The following is a 25997-nucleotide window of genomic DNA, read 5'->3' on the forward strand; positions in this document are numbered from 1 at the left end:
AGATAACTCTTTAACTAATAAAATAGTTAAAAGGATTTATTCACCCTGAAAATTCATTTAGGGCTGTAAGCAAAGCCTTTATATATCCCACTGAATAAGCAAACCCTATACTAGATGAACTCCATCCAATATTTGAATTAGACCATTTTACATCTGTATCAGGTAAATCTCCTTCCATAATAGGAACATGATCAGGATTAATACAGCCTTCATATCCGACCTTCTTGAGCTCTAAAAGAATCTTAAACATATTCAAGTCACCGTCATCTAATAAAGCTTCTTCAAATGCTTTTGCTGTAGCAAGACTTCCTCTAACATTTCTAAAGTGGATAAGAAATAATCTACCTTTACGTCCGTAATGATTAATCTCATCTAAAACTAGTGAACTTCCACCTTCTTCAGCTCTTGTTCCGACACAATAAATATAACCTACATTTTTGTTAGGAAATTCATCAATTATTCGATGATAACCCAGTCCGCCAAATGGACTGTCCGGATGCGGTGTATCGGATGGATGCATACCTATTTTGACATCGTAATCTTGTGCTATCGGAACGATTTGACTATATACTTCATTAAATCTCTCTCTCCACTTGATGCTTTCCTCCAGAGTAGGAGTAATCGCCTTTTCTTTTGTAAATCCTAAACTTTCTCCTCTAGAAATTGCACCTCCACGCTGATAGGCTGTATATGGAGTTGATAATCCCTGGTAAACGTCTCCTGCAAATCTTTGTCTAACAATTTTAATCCCTGCTTCGCCGAAGACCTTCACTGAATTGACAGCGTTTTCAATTGTGTGCTCACTACCTTCACCGTCATTCATAAAGTTTTCTGTAATATTAGGTAACGTTACACGATTAATATCAAGACCCCATGATCGAATCCTTCTCTTTTGCTTTAGCAAAGCGTCAAGGTCTGGATAGCCCTGTTCCTTAACACCAGGAAAGGATGATCCATTACCAAAGTCAACACAATCAACACCTAATTGACTCATCTGTTTTAAATCTTTATCGGATAAATCAAAGTAATTTGCAGTCACTGAAACCTTCATCAAAACGAATCACCTTCAATTCTATTATTTTTAAGTAAAAGTGCTATTTTATGAAAACAGTTTTTATTGCAGTGAAAAATTCTTTTGCTGCCTCACCTTGCTCACGCGAATGGGAACTTGATTGTTTCATTCCCCCAAATGGTGCTTGAAGCTCAACTCCTGCACTTTCTGCATTAATTCGGACAAGCCCAGCCTCCATTTCTTCAACAAACGAAAGCATACTTTGAATGTTGCTTGTATAAATAGAAGCACTTAAACCAAACCTCACGTCATTAGCAACCTCTATAGCGTCTACAAGAGTATCTACTTGAATAAGCGCTATGACTGGTCCAAATATTTCCTCTTGAGCAATAGTCATTTCAGAAGTAACATTTTCAAAGATAGTTGGTTCTACAAAGTGTCCTTTTTCATAAGCATCTCCGGTCAACTGTTTGCCGCCGATAAGTAGAGTTGCCCCTTCTTGATTCCCTTTTTCGATGTATGACAATACTGTTTTAAGTTGACTTTCATTGGCACATGGTCCCATCCAAATACCTTCTTTTAAGCCATCACCAACTGTAATTTCCTTGACTTTAGCTACCAGCTTTTCTTTAAATGTTTCATAAACTTTGCTTTCTACTATCACACGGCTTGTCGCTGTACATTTTTGTCCTGTGGATTTAAATGCTCCACTAATTGTTCCTTCTACTGCAAGTTCTAAGTCCGCATCTGCAGCAACAATAACTGGGTTTTTCCCGCCCATTTCAAGTTGATACTTTGCACCACGGGCTAAAGCTCCTTGACCAATTCTTTTCCCTACTTCATTTGATCCTGTAAATGTAATCGCGTTTACATCTGGATTATCAGTAAGTGCTTGACCGATAACTGAACCTGAACCAGTAACTAGATTTAGTACACCTGGAGGGATTCCTGCTTCTTCAAAACATTCGATAACTTTTGTACATGTAACTGCAGTTTCTTGTGCAGGTTTAATTACAACACTATTTCCATAGATAAGGGCAGGTGCTATTTTCCATATCGGAATAGCTACAGGAAAATTCCAAGGTGTAATAACGCCTACCACTCCCAAAGGCACACGACTTGTAAACATTAATGCTTTACTATCAGTTGATGGAATGACATCACCTACTTTACGCATTCCTTCTCCAGCATAATATCGAAGGATTGCGACTCCTCTTGCTGTTTCACCTTTTGCTTCAGGTAAAGTTTTACCCATTTCACGAGTCATACATTCAGCAATTTCATCTACTTTACGTTCTAAAACATTCGCTGCTTTATGCAAATAATTTCCTCGTTCATTACCTGATAATTTTCTCCATGTTATTTGTGCATTTTTGGCAGCTGAAACAGCTTGATCTAACTCTTCCTTTGTTGACATTTGAACATAGCCTACAACATCACTATTTGCGGGGTTCAAACTTGCTTGTACTTCCCCGCTAGAAGATGCTACCCATTGACCATTCAAAAAGTTTAAGTATGTTTTTGTCTTTATTTCTATAGTCATTGTTATCCTCCATTCAAATAAAACTCATTGCTAGATTACTTTCTCTTGCAATTCAAGCAAACGCTTACATATTTAATCTCTCATTGACTAACAACTGATCTCTTTATTGTCTGCAGGATACTTTTCCAATGCATATTTAATAATTGTTTCTAGTTGCTGATAGTGTTCCTTCTCTACAGGTATCACCGGCGGACGAACTGTATTCACTACTGGTAATCCTATAACTTCCATACCTGCTTTAATCAATGATACTGCATAGCCTTTTCTAGCCTTGCGAATTCGGTTAATTGGTAAAAGAATATCCACATATATATCTCGTACAAGGTGATCATTACCTTCCAACAACGCTTTGTAAAATTGTTTTGAAATATGCGGAAGATAATTTGACATTGCTGAAGAATACGAATTATATCCTATTGGCGCATATGCCGGCATTGTAATTTCAGCAAACGGCATCCCATTTAACCATTCAAGTCGGTCACCAATTGTTTGCGTTAGTTCAAGATTCAACTCCATATTACCGTGCCCATCTTTAAGCCCGACAATCTGTTGGTAATCTAATAATCTTTGTAGAGTATCTAATTGTAAAATTGCATTATCACGTTGATAAACAATTGCATTTAAGTCACTATTCTCGACAATTGTTTTATAATAGTTGAACAAACCCTCTTGCTCACCTTCAATTAAATATGGGGGTAGAATTAAATAGCCATCAGCACCTAAATCTTCAGATAGTTTCACTACCTCAACAGCATGTGAAATATTTCCTCCTACCCCTGTATACACAGGAACCTTTCCTCCTGCCACAGACATAGCTACTTCAACCATAGCTTGGTATTCCGCTTTGTTTATTGCATGGAACTCGCCTGAACCACAAGCGATAAAGATGGAAGAGAGTCCCTCTTTCACTAAGAATTCAATATTTGCCGCTAAAGCTTTTTCATCTAATTTCCCATTCTCATTATAAGGAGCAGTTGGAAAACCTAGGATACCCGTTGGTACTGCTTTTCTTTCGATTGCCATCATTGTGACCTGCCCTCCCAAATTAACTTTTTTTATTTAGATAATACTTACACTAGGAAACTAGCTATCAGGTTTTAAACTTTTAATTGCTTTCTGTCTAACATAATTAAGATGGTGATACATACTGGCATATGCTGCTATTGGATCACGTTTTTCAAGTGCATTATATATTTCAATATGCTGGCGCATTGTCTCTTTTAAATCCCTTTCTTCCAACGGGATTTTTTCTAATATTTTGTGATGAAACTGTTGCAAGGGATTTATGACGCCTTCAAACAAAGCATTTTTGGCACTCTGTGCAATAATCATATGAAATTCTTTATCTTCTTCGGAAGAATCTTCTGTTGTTAAAAGTTTCATTCTATCAATCGTTCCTTTTAATTTAGCAAGATCTTCATCTGTTATTTTTTCAGCCGCTAACGTTACTAGACCCAGCTCTAATGCGACTCTGATTTCACAAATTGAAAGCAAATCACCAGCTGAAAGTGCTAACATCATTGAGAAAGGTCCGCTACCTACTTTTTTTGAAAAGAATGTTCCATTTCGCGTTTTACGGTTAACAATCCCCATAACTTCTAAAGAAGTTAAGGCCTCTCGTATAACTGGTCTACTCACATTACAGATTTCCATCAGTTCAAACTCTGAAGGTAATCGTTCCCCAGGTTTTAGTTGACCAGTCATAAGTAAATCGATTATTTCATCAATTACTTGTTTTGACAGTGATTTTCGATAGACTGATTTTATATTACCTTCAAATTCTTTTTTTTCTCCCAAAACACTTCCTCCTTTTTGAAAGTGGTGAGAACTTTTATTTTTTTATTTGTTTAATTGTCTTTTTGTTTATTTGTAAGACAATTTAATTCCTAATTAAAATTGTAAGACAAATAAAATTAACTGTCAATTCTAAAAATATAAAAAATTCAAATTTTACTTGCATTCATCTAAAAAGAAATCCAAATCCTGAATAAAATAGGCTGTATCTAACAGTGGTCCAGCTGTTTTTGCAAGGAGAACGAAAAGCACGCATAGGCAATCAATCAAGGGATAAGCACAAAAATTTTTTATGCTGCAAGCGCCTTTAAAAAGTTTTTTGTCCCTTAATCGATTGACTCGCCGTCTTTGTTTCCGGCTGAAAACGTAGTCGGCTTGCGCTGTTTTACGATTCGGATTCAAAAGGGAAAGAATAATAAAAAAGCAGCCATAATTGGCTGCTTTCCTTTAAATCTCTTATTCTTTTATCCAGCTTTTCTTAAGGTTTTCGGCTCGTTCGGTATGGCGGCTTGCCGCATGTGGAACAGGAACTTACGGAATGTAGGCAAAAGCCTTACAGACCATAGTTATCGGTCCATTTAATGCCGAAGCGACACGAACAGACTGCCAGAAAGTCGCTCTTTCCCTTCAGATCAGTCTGTTGTGCAGCCACCCAATTATTTTGGGCATTTTCATCTAAAACAGCAGTACTTATTCCTGAAGAAAACAGACAGTCTTAAGACTTCCTTGGTCTACAGGCTTGCTGTAATAGGTGTTCTGCCGAAAAAATCGGATAATTATACTGTAAGTAATTTCCGACTTAAAAAAGGCGACTTCCTTACGTTGATGTTTACCAAGTTGTTCTTTAAAATCTATCAATTATAAATTCATAATCCCCATCTGGATTATTATCGTAAAGCATCTCTCTTAGAAAATAGGCTAAATGTCTATTCATCTCATATAAATTATTAAGGCAATCATTTAAATGATCTAAATCCTTCTTTAAATAGCCTCCATTCTTATAATTTTTCCAAGCCTCTGTAACATTATTCAAGACCATTCTAGGTGTAATACCGTTTGTACCAAAGCCAGTGTTATCCATTACATTTCCATCCCGAATATATTGTCTCACTTCAGGAATATAATCTAATGCTACAATTGCCTCTCTATATTGGCTTATCTCATCTTCAACAGCTTTTGAAATTCTATCTACTAAATTCTTGTTTAATTTATCTATTAAATCAATATTTTTTAAAACTTCCTCTATCGAAGAAGCATTTGAAACATATTTTTGAATCGGAGAATCTTTTATTTTAGATTTGTCTTGAATTTTCATAGCTAATTCTAGAGAATCAGCTATCTTTTCCAATATATCGTAATGATACTCGAACATAAAGAAACCTTAAAATACGTTCCTACCTTATATTTGGAATTAAACTTTTTGTGAGGTTCTTCAACTATCGGGGTGCTTTCCTTAAAGAATCGGCTGCAATTTACTGAACTCCCTCGATAACTAAGAAATATCTCTTAAAAATGAAAGCAGTCAAAAGCCTATCTTGTGTGAAAAATTGATAAAACCATTACTTTTTGTTTATCTTTTTCTATAATTAAACGTTTGTTTAAAAATTTAAGCAAACATTCATATATTAATTATGGAACGATAATTATCTGAGGAATTTTATTTAAGTTTTAAACGGATAAAACAAAAAGAGTGAGTGTCCCTTTATGAACGACCCTCACTCTATTCGTAAGTAATAGGAATCAACAGTGTTACCTTACTATCGTACTTCAGCTAACACTTCGCTTTAATTCGTCACAGGAGTTGCTATTTAAGAAATAATTTTTTCTTTAGGGATCGGGATAGTGTCTTCTCTAACCTCTTCCTTTAAAGCTTTGAATAATGACCAGCACATGACCACCATAATAATTGCAAATGGGAATGCAGCTGCGATGGAGGCAGTTTGTAGTGCCTGCAAACCACCTGCCAAAAGTAATACCGCGGCAACCATTGACTGAATAATCCCCCACGTAACTTTAATTTTATTTGAGGGGTCTAAATTGCCTCTTTCGCTGAGCATACCCAACACAAAAGTGGATGTATCAGCTACCGTTATATAATAAATCATCATGACTGCAAAGCCTACGATACTTAATAAAGAACTTGCGGGTAGATATTCAAAAAAACTAAAAACGGATAAATCAACATTTGAAGTAATTTGTGTTGCTAATTCCTTTTGACCTAAGTTATGAATCATATGAAGAGCTGATCCTCCAAAGATGGAAAGCCAAGCAAACGTACCAAGTGATGGGACGAATAATACTCCAATGACAAACTCCTTTATAGTCCTTCCTTTAGAAATTCTGGCAATAAACATACCTACAAACGGGGCCCATGCGATCCACCATGCCCAATAGAATAAAGTCCAACTCCCAATCCACTTGCTGTCATCAAAAGGTCCTAAGTTTAAACTCATATCAACGAAATTACTTGCATAGCCGCCCATAGTATTAAAAAACACTTTAAAAATCGAAGAAGTAGGTCCCAGTACTAAGACCAAGAACATGATGAAAAACGATAGGATCATGGCCGTGTTGGATAAATATTGAATCCCTCTTTTTAATCCAGTGGATAGTGAGATTATGAATAGAATAGTAGCAATGGAAATAACGATGATTTGAACAAAAAGAGTATTTGGAATACCAAATAAAGCATTAAGTCCAGCTGAAATTTGTTTGGCACCCAAACCAAGAGAGGTAGCTATACCGAAGATGGTGGCAAAGACAGCAAGGATATCAATGGTTTTCCCAATCGGACCATGGATTTTCTCCTTTAAAAGAGGATAAAAAGCAGAACTCACTGATGCTGGTAATCTTCTGTTAAATTGGAAAAAAGCAAGGGCTAACCCAATGACTGTGTAGATAGCCCAGGGATGGAAACCCCAATGAAAAAATGTATACTCCATCGCTAGATTAGCAGCCGCTTCTGAATTCCCTTCTCCAGAAGGTGGACTCGTATAATGAAATACAGGTTCTGCAACACTCCAATAGATAATTCCTACACCCGTACCTGCACCAAAAAGCATAGCTAACCAGGATGCTGTCTTAAATTCCGGTTTGTCTGTTTCCTTTCCCAACCTAATATGACCGAATTTAGAGAATAGTAAGTAAACTGAAAATATAACAAAAAAGATGGCTGAACTAAGATAAATCCACCCAAAGTAGTCAAGGGTACCATTAAAAAAAGCAGTGGAAATCGTTGAGAGGCTCTCTGTAAAAAAGATCCCCCAAATTATGAAAGCAACCGTTAGTAGGACTGAAACATAAAAAACGATATTTTCGTTTATCCTCTTTTTACTCATATTAACTCCTCCTTTATTTCGATAAAAGTGGTTCCTGAGTATTCGGTGGTGCGCTTCATCCCTTTTCTTTTGCACGAATTCGAAAAAAAATGTGTGTAATAAAATATTATTTTACATTCAATTCCTCCTATTCGAATTTTTTTTAACAACCCTAATCAAGATAATACCATAATCACAATTAAAATTAACTAATAATTTTAAATATTAGATATTTTCTAAAAAAAAACAATTGTTTAAACATTAAAAAGGTCACTATTAAATTGCATTTATCGCACTTTTTTGTTAAATTTTTACGCACAATTCCCACTTTAATCTTGTACGACTATTCAGTATAAGCCTTAGGCTTGTAACGCTCGAGGGACATCTGCATAAATGATCGACCCCAGGTTCATCCGCACACCTTCAAACGTATTCTGGATCACGCCTGTGACCATCCTAATCCATCTCAAAGAGTGAAAGCTCGACCGGATAGTTAGAATTCACAAAAATATCTAACTACAAACGAACGGACGGTGGATCCACCGCATACTTGTGGATAAAAACAAAAAAGCATCTGATCATTGATCAAACACTTTGCTAAACGCATATGGATATATGAATAATATGCACTCGTGGATATTCACGTTTACCACAGTTGCACATACCATATGTTCACTATATTGGATTCAAAAAATTCTCTATAGCCAAGAAAACATTACGCCTATATTACTGCCCGTTAATGTATAAATTTCATTAATTAATAAAGTTCCATTTCTCTTTTGTAAAAAGAACTTCTTACTTTTCGAGATTCATATTGTTTGAAATTTATAATTTCGATATTCAACTTCTTAGTTCCGATATTACCTATTATCGGAACTTTTTATTGGAGGAGAAATTTTGATAAAATTAGGAATTGGACAAGTTAATTGATCACTGATTCACATGTTTCTCTCATAAATAGAAGGACTGGATCCATGTAAGCGACTTCATTGATGATATAGAGTGCTATTTTATGTTACACTCAAAATTAATTATAGTAAAACTGAGGTAGGTGTTAAATATTGAAAAGACAAAAAGAAAAAAATAAAGAAAAGCAAAGTGTTCGGATGATGTCTTACTTTATTAATGCAACTGCTGATATTATCAAAGAAGAAGGGATTGATAAAGTTACAATAAGAAAAATCGCTGATTTAGCAGGTTATAACAGTGCAACGATTTATAACTACTTTGAAGACTTATCCCACCTCATTTTCTTTGCTTCTATGAGGTTTGTAAAAAAATACACGGATGCTTTACCAACGTATCTTGAGAAAGCACGAACACCCTTAGAAAGATATTTTTTGATTTGGGAATGCTTTTGTAAATATTCTTTTGAATCTCCACAAATCTACTATGCAGTATTTTCGGCTAATTTAGGTACTCACCCTATTAATTTAACAAAATATTACGAATACTTCCCAACTGATTTGTTAGCATTTCCAGATGAAATAAAGCCCATGCTTTTAGAATCTAATTTATCTAAGAGAACACTTATTGCCTTTAACCAATGTATCAGCGAGGGATACATTCAAGAGATGAATGCTGAACGAATTGCAGAAAGTCATTATTTAATCTGGCAGGGAATGCTTACGCTGTTTATCAATAAAAGATCTACTTATACTGTTGATGAAGCAACAGAAGTAACTGTTAATCACATTCGTAATACCATTCTTTAAAGCTAAGTTTAAACGACTTCTTTTTTTTCCTCTTTTTGATCAGCTGTCTTATTTGAATGGATTATGATCTGAGCATTCTCTTCTCTTAATGCTTTATATAAGGTATAGCACATAATAATCATAAGAATGGTAAATGGAAAAGCTGCTGCAATAGATGCAGATTGTAAAGTTTCTAAGCTTCCGCTTAATAACAGCACGACCGATATGAGAGCTAGAGCTATTCCCCATGTTATCTTAATTCCTCGAGATGGGTTTAATCTTCCTTCTGAGCAAAAAATGGCTAAAACCAAGGTTGCCGAATCGGCAGATGTGATAAAGAATGTGACAATTAATAGTAAAAAAACAAGACTTAGCACAAAACCACCAGGAAAATTTTCTAAAAAAACAAACAAAGCTACTGAAACATCATTGTTTACTGCACTAACTAATACTTTATTTCCTAAGTCATGAACCAAATGCAAACTTGAAGCTCCAAAAGTAGAGAACCAAAAAAATGTTCCTAAGGTTGGAATTATTAAAACACCTAAAATAAACTCTTTGATAGTTCTTCCCTTTGAAACTTTTGCGATAAAGCTTCCTACAAACGGTCCCCATGCAATCCACCATGCCCAATAAAATAATGTCCAGCTTGAAACCCAGGAATTATCCCCTATAGGTGGTATTCTTAAACTTGTATATAAAAATTGATCAAGATAGATTCCTAATGTGTTGGTAAACACTTTAAAAATTTGAGCCGTCGGCCCTAATATTATCAAGATGATCATTAGCGAAATGGCCAGCAAAATATTCGTGTTTGATATAACCTTCATACCCCTGTCAATGCCAACAAAAGCAGAACCGGTGAATAATAAAGTTAATAAAATAATAATAATTATCTGGTTGGTGAAATTATTGGGTATATCAAAGAGAAAATTAATACCGCTAGTAATTTGTAACGCTCCTAAGCCCAAAGATGTGGCAATGCCAAATATAGTAGCTACAATAGCTAATACATCAATAGTTTTGCCAATAGGACCATATATTCGATCACCCAAGATTGGGGAAAAAATTGAACTAATCAATCCCGGTAAGTTTTTACGATATTGAAAAAAAGCGAGACTCAAACCAATAAATGTATAAATCGCCCATGGATGTAATCCCCAATGAAAAAAAGTATACATCATCGCTGTATTTGCAGATTCATCTGTATTCCCTTCTCCATAAGGTGGTGAGGTATAATGCATGATTGGTTCTGCAACTCCCCAAAACACTAACCCAATTCCCATTCCTGCACTGAATAACATAGAAAACCAAGAAACTGTACTGTATTCAGGTCTGTCTGTTTCCTTACCTAATCTTAAATTTCCGAACTTCGAAAACATTAAATAAACAATATAAATCAGGAAAACAAGAGTTGCTAATAAGTAAAACCAGCCAAAGTATTCTGTTGTAATTTTCAAAAAGGCTCCAGTTAAGTTCGCTATAAGTTCATTGAAAAATATTCCAAACAAAATAAATAATCCTGAAATTAACAGTGCAGAAATGAAAACACTATTTTTTTTCACTTTTATCTTATCCCTCCCATTTTTAGCAACCGCTTACACTTTTTAGAACTAAACATGATAATATCATAATCTTGATTTTATTGAAAATAGAATTTTTAGAAAATTTAATTATTTACTTTCTGAAAAAACGAGAATATAATTATCTTAATTATTAAATAATCATGATTATCAATTAGGAGTTGATTTATGACTAAGTCAAGAAAACTCTCATGATTTGAATTAAAGACTACTAAAAGTGTAAGCACTTCCTAATGTAAATCTTCATTGTGAAGAAGTTTATCAGCCTTCTGGAATTATGTACATCTTGCCACTTCCTCAATACTCCTAGAGAAAAAATTCTACCTAGATCACTCAAAATTATTTTTTTCTGTCGTAAATGCCACTATGAAACAATTGATTATGGAATATTGTAAACCATTTTTGTGTTCCTACCAAACTAAAATGATTAATTAGAAAAAGCAATTAACGTTTTTCTTCTGTCAATTATTTTTTTCTTTGGGTACACCAGGAGCAATAGTAGTTGAATGAGAACAAAGTAAACCTTGTAACATTACTATGAAGGTAAACGAGGGGAGTGGGACGGAGAGTTATGGAACAAAAGAAAATTGTCATCATTGGTGCAGGTGTTGTTGGATGTAGTACGGCCTATTATTTAAGCAAAATGGGGCAGCGAAACATTACGGTTATTGAACAAGGGCCGTTATTTGAAACAGGGGGATCAACATCGCATGCTCCTGGACTTGTGTTTCAACTTGGTTTTTCCAAAGTGCTAACGACATTGGCTTCTCAAACAGTTGAAGCGTTCAAAGAATTAAGTTATGAAGGACAACCCTCTTTCTATTCGGTAGGAAGTCTTGAAGTTGCAAATACTCACGAACGTTTAGAAGATTTAAAACGAAAAGCAGGCGTTGCAAAATCATGGGGAATGGAGGCATTTGTTCTTTCACCAGAAGAATGTGCCCAAAAAAGCTCGCTGCTCAACACAGACAACATTTATGGTGGACTGTATGTACCGTCAGATGGAATTGCCAAACCCCTTCGGGCTGTTGACCAAATGGCTCATTTTGCTAAATCTTGCGGGACTGAATTTTACGGTCACACAGAAGTAACGGACATCGAGGTAGTGGATGGTCAAGTAAAAGCAGTGGAAACAAGTGCTGGACGTTTTGAAGCGGACTTAATCATCTGCTGTGCAGGATTCTGGGGGCCTCGCATTGGAGAAATGGTAGGCGTCACGATTCCTCTTCAGCCAATCGCTCATCAATATGTATTTTCGAATGATTTACAAGAACTAGCTGGTGAAACGGAAGAAGTATCAACGCCGATTATCCGTCATCAGGATAGTGCCATGTATTATCGCCAAGTGTTCAATGGGATAGGGATTGGTTCTTACCAACATCGACCATTGCCTGTAGAGGTCAGTGAAATTACGAAATATGGCGAAGCGAAAGAAATGCCGTCTGTAAAGCCGTTTACACCTGAAGATTTTGTAAAGCCATGGCAAGATGCCCTTGAAATCATTCCTGCCTTAAAACAAGCAGGCGTGAAAAGAGGAATAAACGGGATTTTCTCCTTTACACCTGATGGGATGCCACTACTAGGAGAATCACAAAAAGTACGTGGTTTTTGGGCGGCAGAAGCTATATGGGTAACTCATTCTGCTGGTGTTGGGAAACAAATGGCAGAATGGATTGTAAATGGAGCACCAACCCTCGATTTGGAGTTGTGTGATATTAATCGATTTGACACGTATGCACAAAGCCCTGCTTATTATAAAAAGCGCTCTATTGAAAATTATGAAAAAGTATACGATATTCATCACCCGTTCATGCCGCCGGAAACTTCGCGCGACATGCGTGTAAGTCCATATTATATGCGTCAAAAAACATTAGGCGCTTATTTTAATGAAAAATCAGGCTGGGAACAGCCGCAATGGTATGAAGCAAATGATTCTCTGGTTGCAACCTATGAAAAAAGCATCTTAAAGCGCAATGGATGGGCAGCCCAGTATTGGTCGCCAATTATCGAAGCTGAGCAGCTGCATACGCTTCAATATGCTGGACTTTATGATGTGACAGCAGCGAAAAAACGGTTGGAAATCAGTGGCGAAGGAGCAATTGAGTTTCTGCAGCACCTAACAACAAGCTCGATCGATATTCCAATCGGGCATGTGACGAGTACCTTAATGCTGCATGAATTAGCTGGGATAAAAGATGAAATAAAAGTGATTCGTACCGCAGCTTCAACATTCTTTGTTCTTTGCACAGGAGCAGTTGAAGCGAGCTGGATTAAAAAACAAGTGCCTGTATCCAGCCGGGTTGTGATCCAAGATCTAACGGCCGGAATGTGCGGTCTTGGTGTAATTGGCGGTAAGGCGAGCGAGATCATGCATTCTCTTGATCCCCAGACTTTTAATAAAAGTGAATGGGAAACTGGACAAGCCAAAGAAGGATTTATCGGAAATGTTCCAGTCCTTGCAGTTTACGATTCCTATGCCGGTACAGAAAGATGGGAGTTATTCACAACGTTCGACCAAGGATTAAAGTTATGGGATGTCCTATTAGATACAGGACGCCACTATCAGCTCATTGCTGCAGGAGACCGTGCACTTGAAAATCTTCGAATCGAATCACTCTCACTAAGGAATGGAAAAGACTTCTGGAGTGAACATGACCCTTATGAAGTGGGACTCGATCATTTGGTCGACCTTACGAAACCAACTTTCATTGGGAAACAAGCATTGCTTGGCCGCAAGGCAAAGGGACCAAACCTAGTGTTAACTCCTTTACTGCTGGATGATCCTTCAATGGTTGTGATGGGGTATGAACCAGTATTAGATGAAGATAAAGTAGCTGGTTTTGTGACAAGTGCTGGATATGCATACAGCCTGGGCAAGGGAATTGTGTATGCCTTGTTATCACCTGAAACTGTCAACAAAGGAAGCGAATTAAGTATTGAATACTTTGGGAAACGCTACACAGCGAAAAGAATGACCCAATCCACTGTGAGTGCTTATCAATAAAATCAAAACAGCCAGGAGGATTATACATGTCAACACATTATGATGTCATTGTCATCGGTTTAGGAGCGATGGGCAGTACAGCAGCCTATCAATTAGCAAAAAGAGGTCAACGTGTACTTGGACTTGAGCAGTTTGGTCCGGCACATGACCAAGGATCCAGCCACGGCGGATCACGGATCATTCGGCAATCTTATTTTGAAGATCCTGCTTATGTTCCATTATTGCTTCGTGCCTACGAATTATGGGATGAGATTAAGCGAGAAAGCGGAGAAGAGATTATGACGGTTACAGGAGGATTAATGATGGGTCCTCCAGACAGTTTAACTGTATCCGGCAGTATTAAAAGTTCGAAACAATGGAACCTTGCTTACGACGTGCTGGAGGCAATTGATATTCGCAGACGTTTCCCAGTATTTAATCCATCACCTAACACAATCGCATTATACGAAGAAAAGGCTGGATTTGTCAGACCAGAACGGAGTGTATACACCCATCTTCTTCATGCAGAAAAACATGGTGCCGACCTTCGATTCTTCGAATCTGTTCAATCGTGGGAAGCACATCCTTCTGGTGAAGGTGTCCGTGTTGTGACAAATAACGGGATATATGAAGCTGGAAAAGTGGTCATTTCGGCAGGAGCCTGGGCACCACAGATCCTGAAAGACTTAGGGGTAAGCCTACAAGTAGAGCGTCATATTCAAATGTTCTTTGAACCAACAGGAGGAATTGAGCCATTCCGTGTTGGAAAACAACCGATTTATATATGGGAAGCAGATGACAATGTTCAATTATATGGATTTCCTTCTGTAGGAATAGGCGCTGAAGGTGCAAAAGTCGCCTTTTTCCGCAAGGGCAAACCATGTACACCAGAAACCATTGACCGAAACGTGTATAGCGAAGAAGTGGACATGATGAGAGAGTATCTTGCCCAAGGCATTCCACAACTAAACGGTCGCTTTTTACAAGGAAAAACATGTATGTATACAAACACACCTGACGAACATTTTGTTATTTCTGCCCATCCCGAACATCCGCAAGTTGCAGTTGCAGCTGGATTTTCTGGACATGGATTTAAGTTTGCTAGTGTTGTAGGTGAAATATTAGCAGATTTAGTGATCGATGGAAAAACAAATCATCCCATTGATTTATTCAGCCCGCAGCGTTTTGCCTATCAATAAATTTTTGTGAATGGATAAAACACCTTATGCCAGACTATCGTTTAATGATTCCAAAGGATGAAGGAGGAGTAATAGATGGCAATGGATCAGAGTGTATTAAAAGATAAAGGGAAAGTCAGATCTACCTTAAAAGGAGAATTATATATATCCCCGGAGGTTTTTGAACTAGAAAAAAAGAATATTTTTAGGGAATCATGGCTTTTCGTTGGCTATGAATATGAGGCAGCCGAGCCAGGCCAATATATCACAACCAAGGTTGAAGGCGAAAATATTCTGATTGTTAGAGGCAAAGACCGTGTGCTGCGGGCTTTCTTAAATGTTTGCCGTCATCGTGGAGCAACACTCTGCAGTGACCCTTCGGGAAAGACAGGGATCATCCGATGTCCCTATCATTCTTGGAGTTATGGACTTGACGGCTCCTTGCTTGGAGTTCCAAAATCGAGTGAATGCCGTGAAGAGTTAATTAATAATGATACCTACGGTTTAGAAGAAGTGAACCTTCAAACATGGCACGGAATGATTTGGCTGAACTTTTCAGAAAATCCTCAGCCCGTTGAACAACAATTAGACACACAAATCATAGATCGCTTTGGTGAGCTTGAGACATTTGCCAGATATCAAATTCAAAATCTCAAAGTCGCTCACCGCAAAGAGTATGATGTGAAAGCAAACTGGAAAATCATTGTAGAAAACTTCCAGGAATGTTACCATTGCTCAGCTATTCATCCTGAATTAACTGCAGCTCTTCCTGAATTCAAATCAGGGATTGGAACGCAAAATCAACCTGGTCTAGGGGCAAGTTTCAATGAAGAGCTAGAAGCTTTCTCCATAAGTGGAAAAGGCAGCCGTCCAAAGTTAAAAGGGCTGCTTCCAGAAGATGATCGTATCTATTACGGAATGACGATTGTTCCTCATGTATTCATCAACTTAACGCCAGATCATGTGATCACTCACCGGATCATTCCGATTAGTCCGGAAAGATCGATTGTTATTTGTGATTGGCTATTTGATCCGGAAGAAATGGCCAAACCAGATTTTGATCCAATGGATGCAGTTGAACTATTTCATCGCGTGAATGAGCAGGATTTCGAAGCTTGTCAATGGTGTCAAGAAAACATGGGATCAAAAGCATACAAAGATGGTGGAATCTTAGTTCCAATTGAACACCATGTTTCTCGATTTTACAATTACGTTTTAGAGTCAATCGGTAAGAAAGCCGAATAACAGATACTTATCAAATGGTGATTTAATAAGAAAGGCACCTGTTGAAAAAAACAGGTGCCTTTTGTTAAATGGATGAATGGTTGAATTAGTGGCGTGCTCGTCACTTGTTTTTACTGGAATTTATAACTAATAACAACTATCAAATGGAGGGATATTTGTGAAAGAAGATACTAAAGTATACGATATAACGATCATAGGTGGCGGTCCTGTAGGATTGTTTACTGCTTTCTATGGTGGAATGCGTCAAGCGACTGTAAAAATAATTGAAAGCTTGCCACAACTTGGCGGACAACTTACGGCATTATATCCAGAAAAGTACATTTATGATGTTGCTGGATTTCCTAAGGTTCGAGCACAAGAATTAGTTAACAACTTAAAGGAACAAATGGCTATGTTTGAATCGGCAATCTGCCTTGAACAAGCTGTTGAAACGGTTGAAAAACAAGCAGATGGAGTATTTAAATTAACAACAAATAATGAAATACATTATTCAAAAACGATTGTGATTACTGCTGGAAACGGCGCTTTTCAACCTCGTAAAATTGAACTTCCTGAAGCCGTTTATTTTGAGAATAGCAACCTCCATTATTTTATTGATGACCTGAATACATTTGCCGGACAAAGAGTGCTTGTATGTGGTGGCGGAGATTCAGCAGTTGACTGGGCTCTTATGCTTGAACCGATTGCCGAAAAAGTAACACTAGTCCATAGAAGAGATAAATTCCGCGCTCATGAACATAGTGTTGAAAATCTTTATAACTCAAAAGTGGAAACACTTACTCCCTTTATTCCAAAGGAACTAAATGGTCATGAAAGAATTGAGCAAGTGGTTTTAGAAGATGTAAAAGGCAATCGCAAAGAAATTTTGGATGTTGATTCGGTTATTGTGAACTTTGGATTTGTTTCTTCATTAGGACCAATCAAAAGCTGGGGACTCGAAATTGAGAAAAATTCTATAGTCGTAAACAGCAAAATGGAAACAAATATCGAGGGCATATATGCTGCTGGAGACATTTGTACATATGAAGGGAAAGTGAAGTTAATTGCAAGTGGTTTTGGTGAAGCACCTACTGCCGTTAACAACGCTAAAGCTTATATGGATCCAAAAGCACGCCTTCAACCTCTTCATAGCACAAGTTTGTTTTGAGTAAGTGGTACCCCAAACATTTTAACGCTAAGGTAAAAAACAAAAGCTGATTTCTCCTGCATTAAGGAGAAATCAGCTTTTGTTTTTTTTGAATAGATCACTTTATAAATCTATAAACTTTGCTTTTAAATATTGAAAAATAGGATCGATTAGAAAACTAGCATATATAATAGGAAGGAATACGTCCCAAAAGGACTAGTTCTGTATTAATCAACCTCAATTGCACATGCACTTGAAGCAAAGTTTTCTCCAACAAGAAAGCCGTGTTCTTCTGTAAAATCAATTTGTGTATCTTCATCTAAATAGCGCTTTGTAAAACGATCAATTCGAATTTTGATTCCACCATATTCAATAATCGAATCATTTCGTCGTGGTTCTTCAAAAACAAGCGTAAATTTTATAGACATCCCACATCCGCCAGCTACAATGGCATCAATTCGAGGAGAGTACTCTTCTTTCAACTTCATTGTTTCCAGCTTGTTAACTGCTGATTTTGTTAGTGTGATAACCATCGAATCCCCTATGATAGAACCACTTCTTTTTCTCTCACAGCCAATTCTTCTTTTGTATAACGTAATATAGGTTGTCTTGCTGCTTGCACTTCATCTAATCGTCCAATGATCGTTGTATGCGGTGCTTCTAGTACAATATCTGAATTTTCCTCCACTTCTTTTGCAATTTGAATCATTACATCGGCAAATGCATCAAGGGTTTCTTTTGACTCAGTTTCTGTTGGCTCAATCATCAAACATTCCTCTACATTTAACGGAAAGTAGATGGTTGGTGGATGGTAACCGAAATCAAGTAGCCGTTTGGCCATATCAAGGGTTCTTACACCCAGTTTTTTCTGTCTTGAACCGGATAACACAAATTCATGCTTGCAAATTTGTGAATAAGGTGCCTCAAAATATGGTTCAAGCTTTTTGCGAAGATAGTTTGCATGGAGGACTGCACTTTCCGATACTTGTCGCAGACCTTCAGGTCCCATGGTACGAATATAGGTGTAGGCTCGAACTAGAATCCCAAAGTTTCCATAATAGCCTTTTACTCGGCCAATGGATAATGGTTGATTAAAGTCCAATACATAGTGATCCTTATCTTTTTTAATGTGTGGCACCGGCAAATATGGAATCAGCTTCCTTTTTACACCGACCGGACCTGCTCCAGGTCCACCTCCTCCATGAGGGGTTGTAAATGTTTTATGAAGATTTAAGTGCACGATATCAAAGCCCATTTTTCCCGGTGTTGTTTTCCCTAAAATGGCATTGGCATTGGCCCCATCATAGTACAGTAAACCACCTGATTCATGCACTACTTGAGAAATTTCCATAATTTCCTTTTCAAAAAGTCCAAGTGTATTTGGATTGGTCAGCATTAGGGCTGCAGTATCACTATCCATATGTTTCTTTAATTCTTCCAAATCGACTAATCCATGTTCATTAGATGGAATCGTAACCGTTTTAAAACCTGCCACTGAAGCACTGGCAGGATTGGTACCATGAGCTGTGTCTGGAACAAGTACTTTAGTTCTTGTCTCTCCTTTTTGTTCAAGGTAGTTTTTGACCATCATTAAACCGGTCCATTCTCCATGAGCTCCTGCTGAAGGCTGTAACGTCACCGCATCCATACCTGTAATTTCAGCCAAATCTTCCTGCAATTCATATAAAAGCTTGAGTGCTCCCTGCACCGTTTCGGCTGGCTGATACGGATGAATGCGGCTAAAACCTTCGAAACGAGCCACATCTTCATTAATCTTCGGGTTATACTTCATCGTACAAGAACCAAGTGGATAAAAACCATTATCAATCCCGTGGTTTTTATTGGAAAGTGCTGTGTAATGGCGAACAAGCTGAAGCTCTGATACTTCTGGGAGTTCTGCTGGTATGTTACGAATCAAATGCTTGGGAAGCTTATCTTGTAAATCAATTTTATCGACGTCACTTTCTGGAAGGCTTGAACCAATACGACCTGAACGACTGATTTCAAAAATTATATCGTTGTATTCAACCATGTACAACCGCCTCCAATACATTTACAAATTGGTCAATCTCTTCTTTTGTCCTCTGCTCTGTTACCGCAATGAGCATTTGATGTCTAAAGCCGTAATCACGGTCTAAATCAAATCCACCGATGATTCCTGCTTTTAGAAGCTTGTCATTGACTTCCTTAGCCGGAAGTGGGAGCTCAACAATAAATTCATTAAAGAATGGTGCTTGATTCATAATCTTATATCCTTTTTCCTTAAGACGATTTGCCATGTAATCAGCTTTATCAAAGTTCAGCTTTGCCATATGGCGTATTCCTTGCTTTCCGAGTGCCGTCATACAAATGGAGGAAGCTAGTGCATTTAACGCCTGGTTTGAACAAATATTGGAGGTGGCTTTATCACGGCGAATATGCTGCTCACGTGCTTGCAATGTTAGCACAAATCCCCTATTGCCTTGTTCATCTGTTGTTTGACCCACGATACGTCCGGGTATTTTACGCATAAACTTTTTATGAACCGAAAAATAACCACAGTGCGGACCTCCAAAGCTCATCGGTATCCCTAAAGGCTGCATATCACCTATCACAATGTCTGCTCCTAGATTACCAGGTGGCTGCAAAAGCGCTAATGCCAGTGGATTAGCACTAACGATCAACATAGCTCCATCTCTCTCGGCAACTTTCTTAATTTCTGTTAAATCCTCAATAGAACCAAAAAAATTTGGATATTGAACAATAACAGCTGCTGTGTCTTTATCGATTTGTTCTTGCAGTTTCTGTAAGTCTGTACAGTCCGCAGCAAGATTTACCTCTTCCACTGTATACCTTTGACCATCTGCTACTGTCTCTAAGATGGCACGCGATTCCGGGTGAACCGCCCTTGATACAAGTACTTTCGAACGTCTTGTTGATGCAATGGCAAGTGATGCTGCTTCTGCAAGGGATGTAAAGCCATCGTACATGGAAGAATTGGCAACATCCATTCCTGTCAGCTCACAAACCATGGTTTGAAATTCAAAAATGGCTTGTAATTCACCCTGGCTAATTTCCGGTTGGTAAGGGGTATAAGCTGTATAAAATTCAGAACGGGAAATCATATGATTCACAACACTTGGAATGTAATGATCATAGGTGCCCGCACCAAGAAAGATCGGGTAGTGATTGGCATGTTTGTTTTGCGAAGCAAGCTGATGCATCTTTTTCAACAGAAGTGGTTCAGGAATCGCATTAGCTATGTTTAAATCCCCTTCCAGACGAATTTCATCCGGGAGATCTTCAAAAAGTTCATCTGTCGAAGAAATTCCTAGAAAGGACAGCATTTCCTCTTGATCTTGTTTTGTATCAGGAAGGTAACGATAAGTCGCTGTCATCTTATTCCTCTCCTTTATTCACAAACGTTTTGTATTGATCTTCATTTAGAAGTGCTTCTAATTCTTCTGAATTTGATATTTCCACTTCTACCAGCCATCCTGCTTCATATGGCTGTTCGTTAATCATTTCAGGCGCATCATCTAACTCCTCGTTTACCCGAACTACCGTACCGGATACAGGGGAATAGATTTCTGAAGCTGTTTTAACCGACTCGATCGTTCCCATTGATTCATTAGCCGTTACTTCATCATCCACTTCCGGATTTTCAACAAAAACGATATCACCTAATTGTTTTTGGGCATAATCAGAAATTCCAATACGCACTCGGTTTTCATCTAATTGCAGTACCCACTCATGTTCCTTGCTATATAATAAGTTTGCTATTGATTTTGTCATTGTCTTTCTTCCTTTCATCCACTTTTAAATTTTATAATATTCAGTTTTTACCAGCCGTAAAGTGCTGGCTTTTTCGTGCATGGTTATCTAAAAATAATCAATTTTTTTGAAATTGCCACACTCTTACTCTATTAAAAATGCTAATAACCTTTTTTATAGAACGGTGATTTTACCACAATAGCATCGACCATCCGCTTACGTATTTCTACTTTAAGTTGCGTTCCTATTTCAGCATATTCTGCTGATACAAGTGCGAGACCCAAGCTTTTCTTTAAAGACGGTGAATGGGTTCCGGATGTAATAAAACCTATTGCCTCTGCCCCTTCAGAAAACACTTTGTAACCGTGACGAGGAATGCCCCTTCCTGTCATTTCAATTCCAACTATTTTTCTTCTTAATCCTTCTTTTTTTTGTGCTGTAAGTATGTCTTTGCCGATAAAATTACTTTCTTTGTTCGTTTTAACAGCAAAACCGATTCCAGCTTCAAGAGGGCTGATTTCTTTTGTGAGCTCTTGACCATAAAGAGCAAGACGTGCTTCAAAGCGAAGAGTGTCACGTGCACCCAGTCCACACGGCTTTAAACCTGTTCCTTTTCCTGCTTCTAGAAGCTTAATCCAAAGTGCTGGCGCTTTATCCGCTGCTAAATAAAGCTCAAAGCCGTCCTCCCCTGTGTATCCCGTACGGGAAACAAGCACCTCCGTAATGCCATCCAGTTTGACATGTTGAGCAAAGTGGAAAACATGAATTCCCGATAAATTGATATCCGTTAGCTTTTGTAAAATGGCTTCCGCCTTTGGGCCTTGAATAGCAATCTGCGCGATTTCACTTGACATATTATGAAGCGTCACATCTCCTTTTATATGCTGCTTCATCCAGTCGTAATCTTTCTCAATGTTTGCTGCATTAATCACGAGTAAATATTTATCATTTCCCAGCTTGTAGACCAGTAAATCATCAACTGTCCCGCCAAATGGATAACACATCGCGGTATATTGTGCTTGATTGATGCTAAGCTTTGTTACATCGTTTGTGACAAGGTAATTAATAAACCTTTCCGCATCTTTACCTTCAACAAGCACTTCCCCCATATGAGAGACATCAAAAAGTCCTGCTTCCTTTCGGACGGCCTCATGCTCTTCTAAAATGCTTGAAAACTGTACTGGCAGTTCCCATCCTCCAAAATCAATGACTTTTGCGCCGTATTTTTCATATGTTTCAAATAGCGGTGTTCGCTTCAATCCGGTTACAATACTCATGGCTACACCTCCAATTAAGATCTCTTGCTAAATAATTTTTCTTTTACCTTTTTACCTGTTTCTGTCATTGCAAGACCACCAAGTGCTGTTTCTCTAAGTGTTCGAGGCATTTCTTTTCCAATCTTGTACATGGCTTCAATGACTTCATCACATGGAATGCGGCTTTCCACTCCTGCGAGAGATAAATCAGCTGCAGAAAAGGCAATGGATGTACCAATCACATTCCGCTTAATGCAAGGTACTTCAACAAGCCCTGCAACTGGATCACAAACGAGACCTAACAGTGATTTCAAAGCAATTGCTGTTGCATTCACCACTTGTTTTGGGGTGCCGCCTTTTAACTCAACTATGGTCCCTGCCGCCATCGCTGTTGCAGAACCGACCTCTGCTTGGCATCCTCCTGCTGCTCCTGATATAAAGGACCGGTTGGCAATGACATACCCAAGAGCACTTGCTGTAAACAATCCCATGACTAAGTCTCTGTAGGAAGTTCCGTCATTTTTGTGAAGCGAAAACAATACTCCGGGTAAAATACCGGCCGCTCCTGCTGTCGGAGTGGCCACAATGACTCCCATTCTTGCATTGCTTTCAGATGTCGCCAGTGAGAAAGTCATCGCATCGCTTATATAACTTCCTGAAAGTGAGTTACCTTGATTCACGTAATTGTTCATTTTAACGGCATCACCGCCAGAAATACCACTAGGTGCAGCTGAGGCATCTTTTTTACCGCTCTCAACAGCTTCCTGCATTTTAAGTAACCGTTCTTCCATCATGCGGATGATCGTCTCTTGATCTCTCCCCGATTTTTCTATCTCCATCATCAACATGACTTCACCAATCGTTTTCTGGTTTTGTGTACAAAATTCAATCAGCTCGTTCATTGACCGAATTTCCATCATGCACCCTCTAACGACGCTTTTTTCACCACATATGGGTGATAGCGTGCTGCGAGTAGCGAAAAGTCATCGCTAGTGCTTAAACGAATATCAAACATTTTATCGTCAATCATAAAGATTTTGGATAAGCCGCCCCCAAGGGAGGCACCACCTACTTTTACCAGCCATTTCCCTCGTTTCGCCGTAATGACCGTTGTATTCGGATGTTCAAAATAAGGGCAGCTGTCTTCAAACTGAATTTCGTAATATAGTCCATATTCTATAGTTTGCTCAATGGCATATTTAATCCTAGAGTCATCTGTATCCATGCCTAGCAATCCGCCAAGAAGGGCTTTATCTGTTCCGTGACCTTGATAGGTTTCTGCAAATGAATCGTAGAAAACAATGTTCGCCTCTTCCGGGCAACCACCTAATAGTTCATGAATGAACTTCCCAATCGATACAACACCAGCAGTATGAGAACTAGACGGCCCTACCATGATAGGGCCGATAATGTCAAAACAACTTTGAAATTCCATGATGTTTCTCCCCTCTTAGACCGTTATAGGCTGTTGAAACAATGGATATCCGTTACAAATCGCTTTTGTTGTTTCTTTTGCTTTTTCTAACACGACTGTATCTCCTTTACTCTTTAAAACAGCTGCGATCACTTCTCCGATTTTAACCATTTCTTCCTGCTTCATACCGCGTGTCGTTAAAGCTGCTGTTCCCATTCGGATGCCGCTTGTGACAAATGGGTTTTCAGTATCATAGGGAATCGTGTTTTTGTTGACTGTAATACCGGCTGCTTCTAGTAATCTCTCTGCTACTTTTCCAGTTAAATTCCAAGGACGAACGTCTAATAGAACGATATGGTTGTCCGTTCCACCCGAGACAAGAACCGCGCCTTCTTTCCTTAAAGTTGAGCCAAGTATTGCTGCGTTTTCAATGATTTGTTTAGCATAGATCATAAAGCTCGGTTCCAAGGCTTCTTTAAAGGAAACCGCCTTTGCCGCAATAATGTGCATGAGAGGCCCCCCTTGAATCCCTGGGAATACAGCTTTATTTATTTTCTTTATCATGTCTTCATCATTTGTTAAAATGATTCCGCCGCGTGGACCGCGCAATGTTTTGTGCGTGGTGCTTGTCACCACATCTGCATATGGGATGGGCGATGGATGAAGACCTGCTGCCACAAGCCCGGCAATATGTGCCATATCCACCATCAGTTTAGCACCAACTTGATCTGCAATTTCTTTAAAACGTGCAAAATCTATCGTTCTTGGGTAGGCACTTGTCCCCGCAATAATCAATTTTGGTTTTTCTTTTTTCGCGATTGCTTCAAGCTCATCATAATCTATCAAGTGAGTATCTTCTCTCACACCATAAGACACAATATCAAACCACTTCCCAGAGATGCTGACGGGACTTCCATGTGTTAAGTGTCCACCATGTGAAAGATTCATCCCCATCACTTTATCGTTAGGCTGAAGCAGTGCATAAAAAACAGCTAGATTTGCTTGTGCACCTGAGTGCGGCTGTACATTTGCATACTTGGCACCAAAAAGCTTGGTTAGACGTTCAATCGCTTTTTGTTCTGCCACATCCACATATTCGCACCCGCCATAGTAACGCTTCCCAGGATAACCTTCTGCATACTTATTAGTGAGGACAGACCCCATGGCTTCCATTACCTCTTTACTCACGAAGTTTTCTGATGCGATTAATTCTAACGTATTATGTTGTCTTTCTCTTTCACTTTCCATGGCATTATAAATCTCTGAATCATAGTTTTGCAGACTCATTAACATATCCTCCTCTAGTTTTTCTTCTAAGCTCCGTTTTTCCTTTCCTCACACAAAAAAGACAGAGGAAAGGCATGATAAATATCTTGCCTTTCCTCTGTCCTTTTTACCTGAGAGATTACCTTCTGTATGAAAATGTTACAAAAAATTCGGTCTTGTAACAACCTTTCATCAAAAAGATTCCCCTTTGGTGGCTTTTCAGCTCTCTCCAGAGGTGCGTCCAATTGCAGTCTTTTTTACCTGAGAGTTTCTATCCCAAGGTTATTTTGGGACTTGCTCCTTCGGTGCCGAATAGATTACTTCGGTCTCTCCCACAATCATCATCCGCTGTTATTATTTTACTTTATTAGTTGTATATTAACGGACTTTAATAAAAAATTCAATAATTATCTGAAAAAATTTTATTTTCAGAAATTATAACATGAACGATATAGAGCTTTTCTGACACATCATAAATATTCGTTGGACTTTCTTGGGTAACTGCCGTAGAAAACCAATTCTTCAAATTATTCAGCTTGTGGCCCTTACACTGGATTGGTCCTTCAAAAAGGTAGTAAAAAAAGACATCCAATCCTTTTTTCCTTAGAACATTAAGCTTTAAATTTAGGGGGATTAGTATTACCAACTGCACAGGTAACAATGGTTAGTATTCCATTTCCATTAGTCCGGGTATCTATGCTGCTATAGCTCATAAACCAATCGTTTGTTTATTACGTTAACAACAATAACAACAATAACAACATATATAATGATATATATGTTTTAGTATACAATAAAGTTAAAAACAACACAGTTCACATTGTTATTTTGAA

Annotated in this window: 20 protein-coding genes and 2 riboswitches; of the genes, 5 read left to right on the forward strand and 15 right to left on the reverse strand. The window is 38.2% G+C overall.

The window, feature by feature from the left end; genetic code table 11:
- Positions 1-40: 40 nt before the first annotated feature.
- The 6 genes from QFZ72_RS28010 to QFZ72_RS28035 all read right to left on the reverse strand — a co-directional run bounded on the left by QFZ72_RS28010 (position 41) and on the right by QFZ72_RS28035 (position 7687).
- The gene (locus QFZ72_RS28010; protein WP_307440311.1) at positions 41-1051 is read right to left on the reverse strand and encodes a mannonate dehydratase; all 1011 of its coding nucleotides are present in this window, start codon (positions 1049-1051) and stop codon (positions 41-43) included.
- A 43-nt stretch (positions 1052-1094) separates the two neighbouring features.
- On the reverse strand, positions 1095-2555 hold the full coding sequence (gene gucD / locus QFZ72_RS28015) for an alpha-ketoglutaric semialdehyde dehydrogenase GucD (RefSeq protein WP_307440313.1): 1461 nt from the start codon (positions 2553-2555) through the stop codon (positions 1095-1097).
- 87 nt (positions 2556-2642) lie between these two features.
- A complete protein-coding gene (kdgD, locus tag QFZ72_RS28020) occupies positions 2643-3578 on the reverse strand; it encodes a 5-dehydro-4-deoxyglucarate dehydratase (protein WP_307440664.1) in 936 nt (311 codons plus the stop codon).
- 60 nt (positions 3579-3638) lie between these two features.
- Entirely contained in the window at positions 3639-4352 is a 714-nt protein-coding gene (locus QFZ72_RS28025) for a FadR/GntR family transcriptional regulator (RefSeq protein ID WP_307440315.1), read from the reverse strand.
- 841 nt (positions 4353-5193) lie between these two features.
- The gene (locus tag QFZ72_RS28030) at positions 5194-5721 is read right to left on the reverse strand and encodes a hypothetical protein (RefSeq protein ID WP_307440317.1); all 528 of its coding nucleotides are present in this window, start codon (positions 5719-5721) and stop codon (positions 5194-5196) included.
- Between the two features lie 436 nt (positions 5722-6157).
- Entirely contained in the window at positions 6158-7687 is a 1530-nt protein-coding gene (locus tag QFZ72_RS28035; RefSeq protein ID WP_307440319.1) for a glycine betaine uptake BCCT transporter, read from the reverse strand.
- 1040 nt (positions 7688-8727) lie between these two features.
- Between QFZ72_RS28035 and QFZ72_RS28040 the strand changes: the two genes are divergently transcribed.
- Complete coding sequence (locus QFZ72_RS28040) at positions 8728-9381, forward strand: TetR/AcrR family transcriptional regulator (RefSeq protein ID WP_307440321.1); 654 nt, start codon at positions 8728-8730, stop codon at positions 9379-9381.
- Positions 9382-9389: 8 nt separating this feature from the next.
- Here the strand turns inward: QFZ72_RS28040 and QFZ72_RS28045 are convergent, their stop codons facing one another.
- The gene (locus QFZ72_RS28045; RefSeq protein WP_307440323.1) at positions 9390-10925 is read right to left on the reverse strand and encodes a glycine betaine uptake BCCT transporter; all 1536 of its coding nucleotides are present in this window, start codon (positions 10923-10925) and stop codon (positions 9390-9392) included.
- Positions 10926-11514: 589 nt separating this feature from the next.
- Between QFZ72_RS28045 and QFZ72_RS28050 the strand changes: the two genes are divergently transcribed.
- The 4 genes from QFZ72_RS28050 (at position 11515) to yumC (ending at position 17496) form a co-directional block, all read left to right on the forward strand.
- Entirely contained in the window at positions 11515-13947 is a 2433-nt protein-coding gene (locus QFZ72_RS28050) for a GcvT family protein (RefSeq protein WP_307440325.1), read from the forward strand.
- 26 nt (positions 13948-13973) lie between these two features.
- Complete coding sequence (solA, locus tag QFZ72_RS28055; protein ID WP_307440327.1) at positions 13974-15125, forward strand: N-methyl-L-tryptophan oxidase; 1152 nt, start codon at positions 13974-13976, stop codon at positions 15123-15125.
- Positions 15126-15200: 75 nt separating this feature from the next.
- Positions 15201-16349, forward strand: a complete 1149-nt coding sequence (locus QFZ72_RS28060; RefSeq protein WP_307440329.1) for an aromatic ring-hydroxylating oxygenase subunit alpha — start codon at positions 15201-15203, stop codon at positions 16347-16349.
- A 157-nt stretch (positions 16350-16506) separates the two neighbouring features.
- On the forward strand, positions 16507-17496 hold the full coding sequence (gene yumC / locus QFZ72_RS28065; RefSeq protein ID WP_307440332.1) for a ferredoxin--NADP reductase 2: 990 nt from the start codon (positions 16507-16509) through the stop codon (positions 17494-17496).
- A 206-nt stretch (positions 17497-17702) separates the two neighbouring features.
- Here yumC and QFZ72_RS28070 read toward each other — a convergent pair whose 3' ends face one another.
- The 8 genes from QFZ72_RS28070 to glyA form a co-directional block, all read right to left on the reverse strand.
- The gene (locus QFZ72_RS28070) at positions 17703-18008 is read right to left on the reverse strand and encodes a HesB/IscA family protein (RefSeq protein ID WP_307440335.1); all 306 of its coding nucleotides are present in this window, start codon (positions 18006-18008) and stop codon (positions 17703-17705) included.
- Between the two features lie 8 nt (positions 18009-18016).
- Complete coding sequence (gcvPB, locus tag QFZ72_RS28075) at positions 18017-19507, reverse strand: aminomethyl-transferring glycine dehydrogenase subunit GcvPB (protein ID WP_307440336.1); 1491 nt, start codon at positions 19505-19507, stop codon at positions 18017-18019.
- On the reverse strand, positions 19500-20852 hold the full coding sequence (gcvPA, locus tag QFZ72_RS28080) for an aminomethyl-transferring glycine dehydrogenase subunit GcvPA (protein ID WP_307440337.1): 1353 nt from the start codon (positions 20850-20852) through the stop codon (positions 19500-19502). Before gcvPA ends, gcvPB begins: the two co-directional genes overlap by 8 nt.
- Before the next feature lies 1 nt (position 20853).
- On the reverse strand, positions 20854-21249 hold the full coding sequence (gcvH, locus tag QFZ72_RS28085; protein ID WP_307440338.1) for a glycine cleavage system protein GcvH: 396 nt from the start codon (positions 21247-21249) through the stop codon (positions 20854-20856).
- Positions 21250-21389: 140 nt separating this feature from the next.
- Positions 21390-22505, reverse strand: coding sequence for a glycine cleavage system aminomethyltransferase GcvT (gene gcvT / locus QFZ72_RS28090; protein ID WP_307440341.1), 1116 nt, complete (start codon positions 22503-22505; stop codon positions 21390-21392).
- A 14-nt stretch (positions 22506-22519) separates the two neighbouring features.
- Positions 22520-23401, reverse strand: a complete 882-nt coding sequence (sdaAA, locus tag QFZ72_RS28095) for an L-serine ammonia-lyase, iron-sulfur-dependent, subunit alpha (protein WP_307440343.1) — start codon at positions 23399-23401, stop codon at positions 22520-22522.
- Positions 23401-23919: a serine dehydratase beta chain gene (locus QFZ72_RS28100; RefSeq protein WP_307440345.1), complete on the reverse strand. Its 519-nt coding sequence runs from the start codon at positions 23917-23919 to the stop codon at positions 23401-23403. Before QFZ72_RS28100 ends, sdaAA begins: the two co-directional genes overlap by 1 nt.
- 15 nt (positions 23920-23934) lie before the next feature.
- Entirely contained in the window at positions 23935-25185 is a 1251-nt protein-coding gene (gene glyA / locus QFZ72_RS28105; protein WP_307440346.1) for a serine hydroxymethyltransferase, read from the reverse strand.
- A 94-nt stretch (positions 25186-25279) separates the two neighbouring features.
- A riboswitch (glycine riboswitch) is annotated at positions 25280-25400 on the reverse strand.
- Positions 25401-25402: 2 nt separating this feature from the next.
- Positions 25403-25509, reverse strand: a riboswitch (glycine riboswitch).
- Positions 25510-25997 lie beyond the last annotated feature (488 nt).

The sequence above is a fragment of the Bacillus sp. V2I10 genome (assembly GCF_030817055.1).
Classification (GTDB): Bacteria; Bacillota; Bacilli; order Bacillales; family Bacillaceae; genus Bacillus_P.

Coding starts and splice junctions, on each gene's coding strand:
- solA (WP_307440327.1), top strand. CDS start 13,974: ATGTCAACACATTATGATGTCATTGTCATCGGTTTAGGAGCGATGGGC.
- sdaAA (WP_307440343.1), bottom strand. CDS start 23,401: ATGGAAATTCGGTCAATGAACGAGCTGATTGAATTTTGTACACAAAAC.
- QFZ72_RS28010 (WP_307440311.1), bottom strand. CDS start 1,051: ATGAAGGTTTCAGTGACTGCAAATTACTTTGATTTATCCGATAAAGAT.
- QFZ72_RS28050 (WP_307440325.1), top strand. CDS start 11,515: ATGGAACAAAAGAAAATTGTCATCATTGGTGCAGGTGTTGTTGGATGT.
- QFZ72_RS28060 (WP_307440329.1), top strand. CDS start 15,201: ATGGCAATGGATCAGAGTGTATTAAAAGATAAAGGGAAAGTCAGATCT.
- gcvPB (WP_307440336.1), bottom strand. CDS start 19,507: ATGGTTGAATACAACGATATAATTTTTGAAATCAGTCGTTCAGGTCGT.
- gcvT (WP_307440341.1), bottom strand. CDS start 22,505: ATGAGTATTGTAACCGGATTGAAGCGAACACCGCTATTTGAAACATAT.
- kdgD (WP_307440664.1), bottom strand. CDS start 3,578: ATGGCAATCGAAAGAAAAGCAGTACCAACGGGTATCCTAGGTTTTCCA.
- glyA (WP_307440346.1), bottom strand. CDS start 25,185: ATGAGTCTGCAAAACTATGATTCAGAGATTTATAATGCCATGGAAAGT.
- gcvH (WP_307440338.1), bottom strand. CDS start 21,249: ATGACAAAATCAATAGCAAACTTATTATATAGCAAGGAACATGAGTGG.
- QFZ72_RS28100 (WP_307440345.1), bottom strand. CDS start 23,919: ATGGAATTTCAAAGTTGTTTTGACATTATCGGCCCTATCATGGTAGGG.
- gcvPA (WP_307440337.1), bottom strand. CDS start 20,852: ATGACAGCGACTTATCGTTACCTTCCTGATACAAAACAAGATCAAGAG.
- QFZ72_RS28035 (WP_307440319.1), bottom strand. CDS start 7,687: ATGAGTAAAAAGAGGATAAACGAAAATATCGTTTTTTATGTTTCAGTC.
- QFZ72_RS28030 (WP_307440317.1), bottom strand. CDS start 5,721: ATGTTCGAGTATCATTACGATATATTGGAAAAGATAGCTGATTCTCTA.
- gucD (WP_307440313.1), bottom strand. CDS start 2,555: ATGACTATAGAAATAAAGACAAAAACATACTTAAACTTTTTGAATGGT.
- QFZ72_RS28070 (WP_307440335.1), bottom strand. CDS start 18,008: ATGGTTATCACACTAACAAAATCAGCAGTTAACAAGCTGGAAACAATG.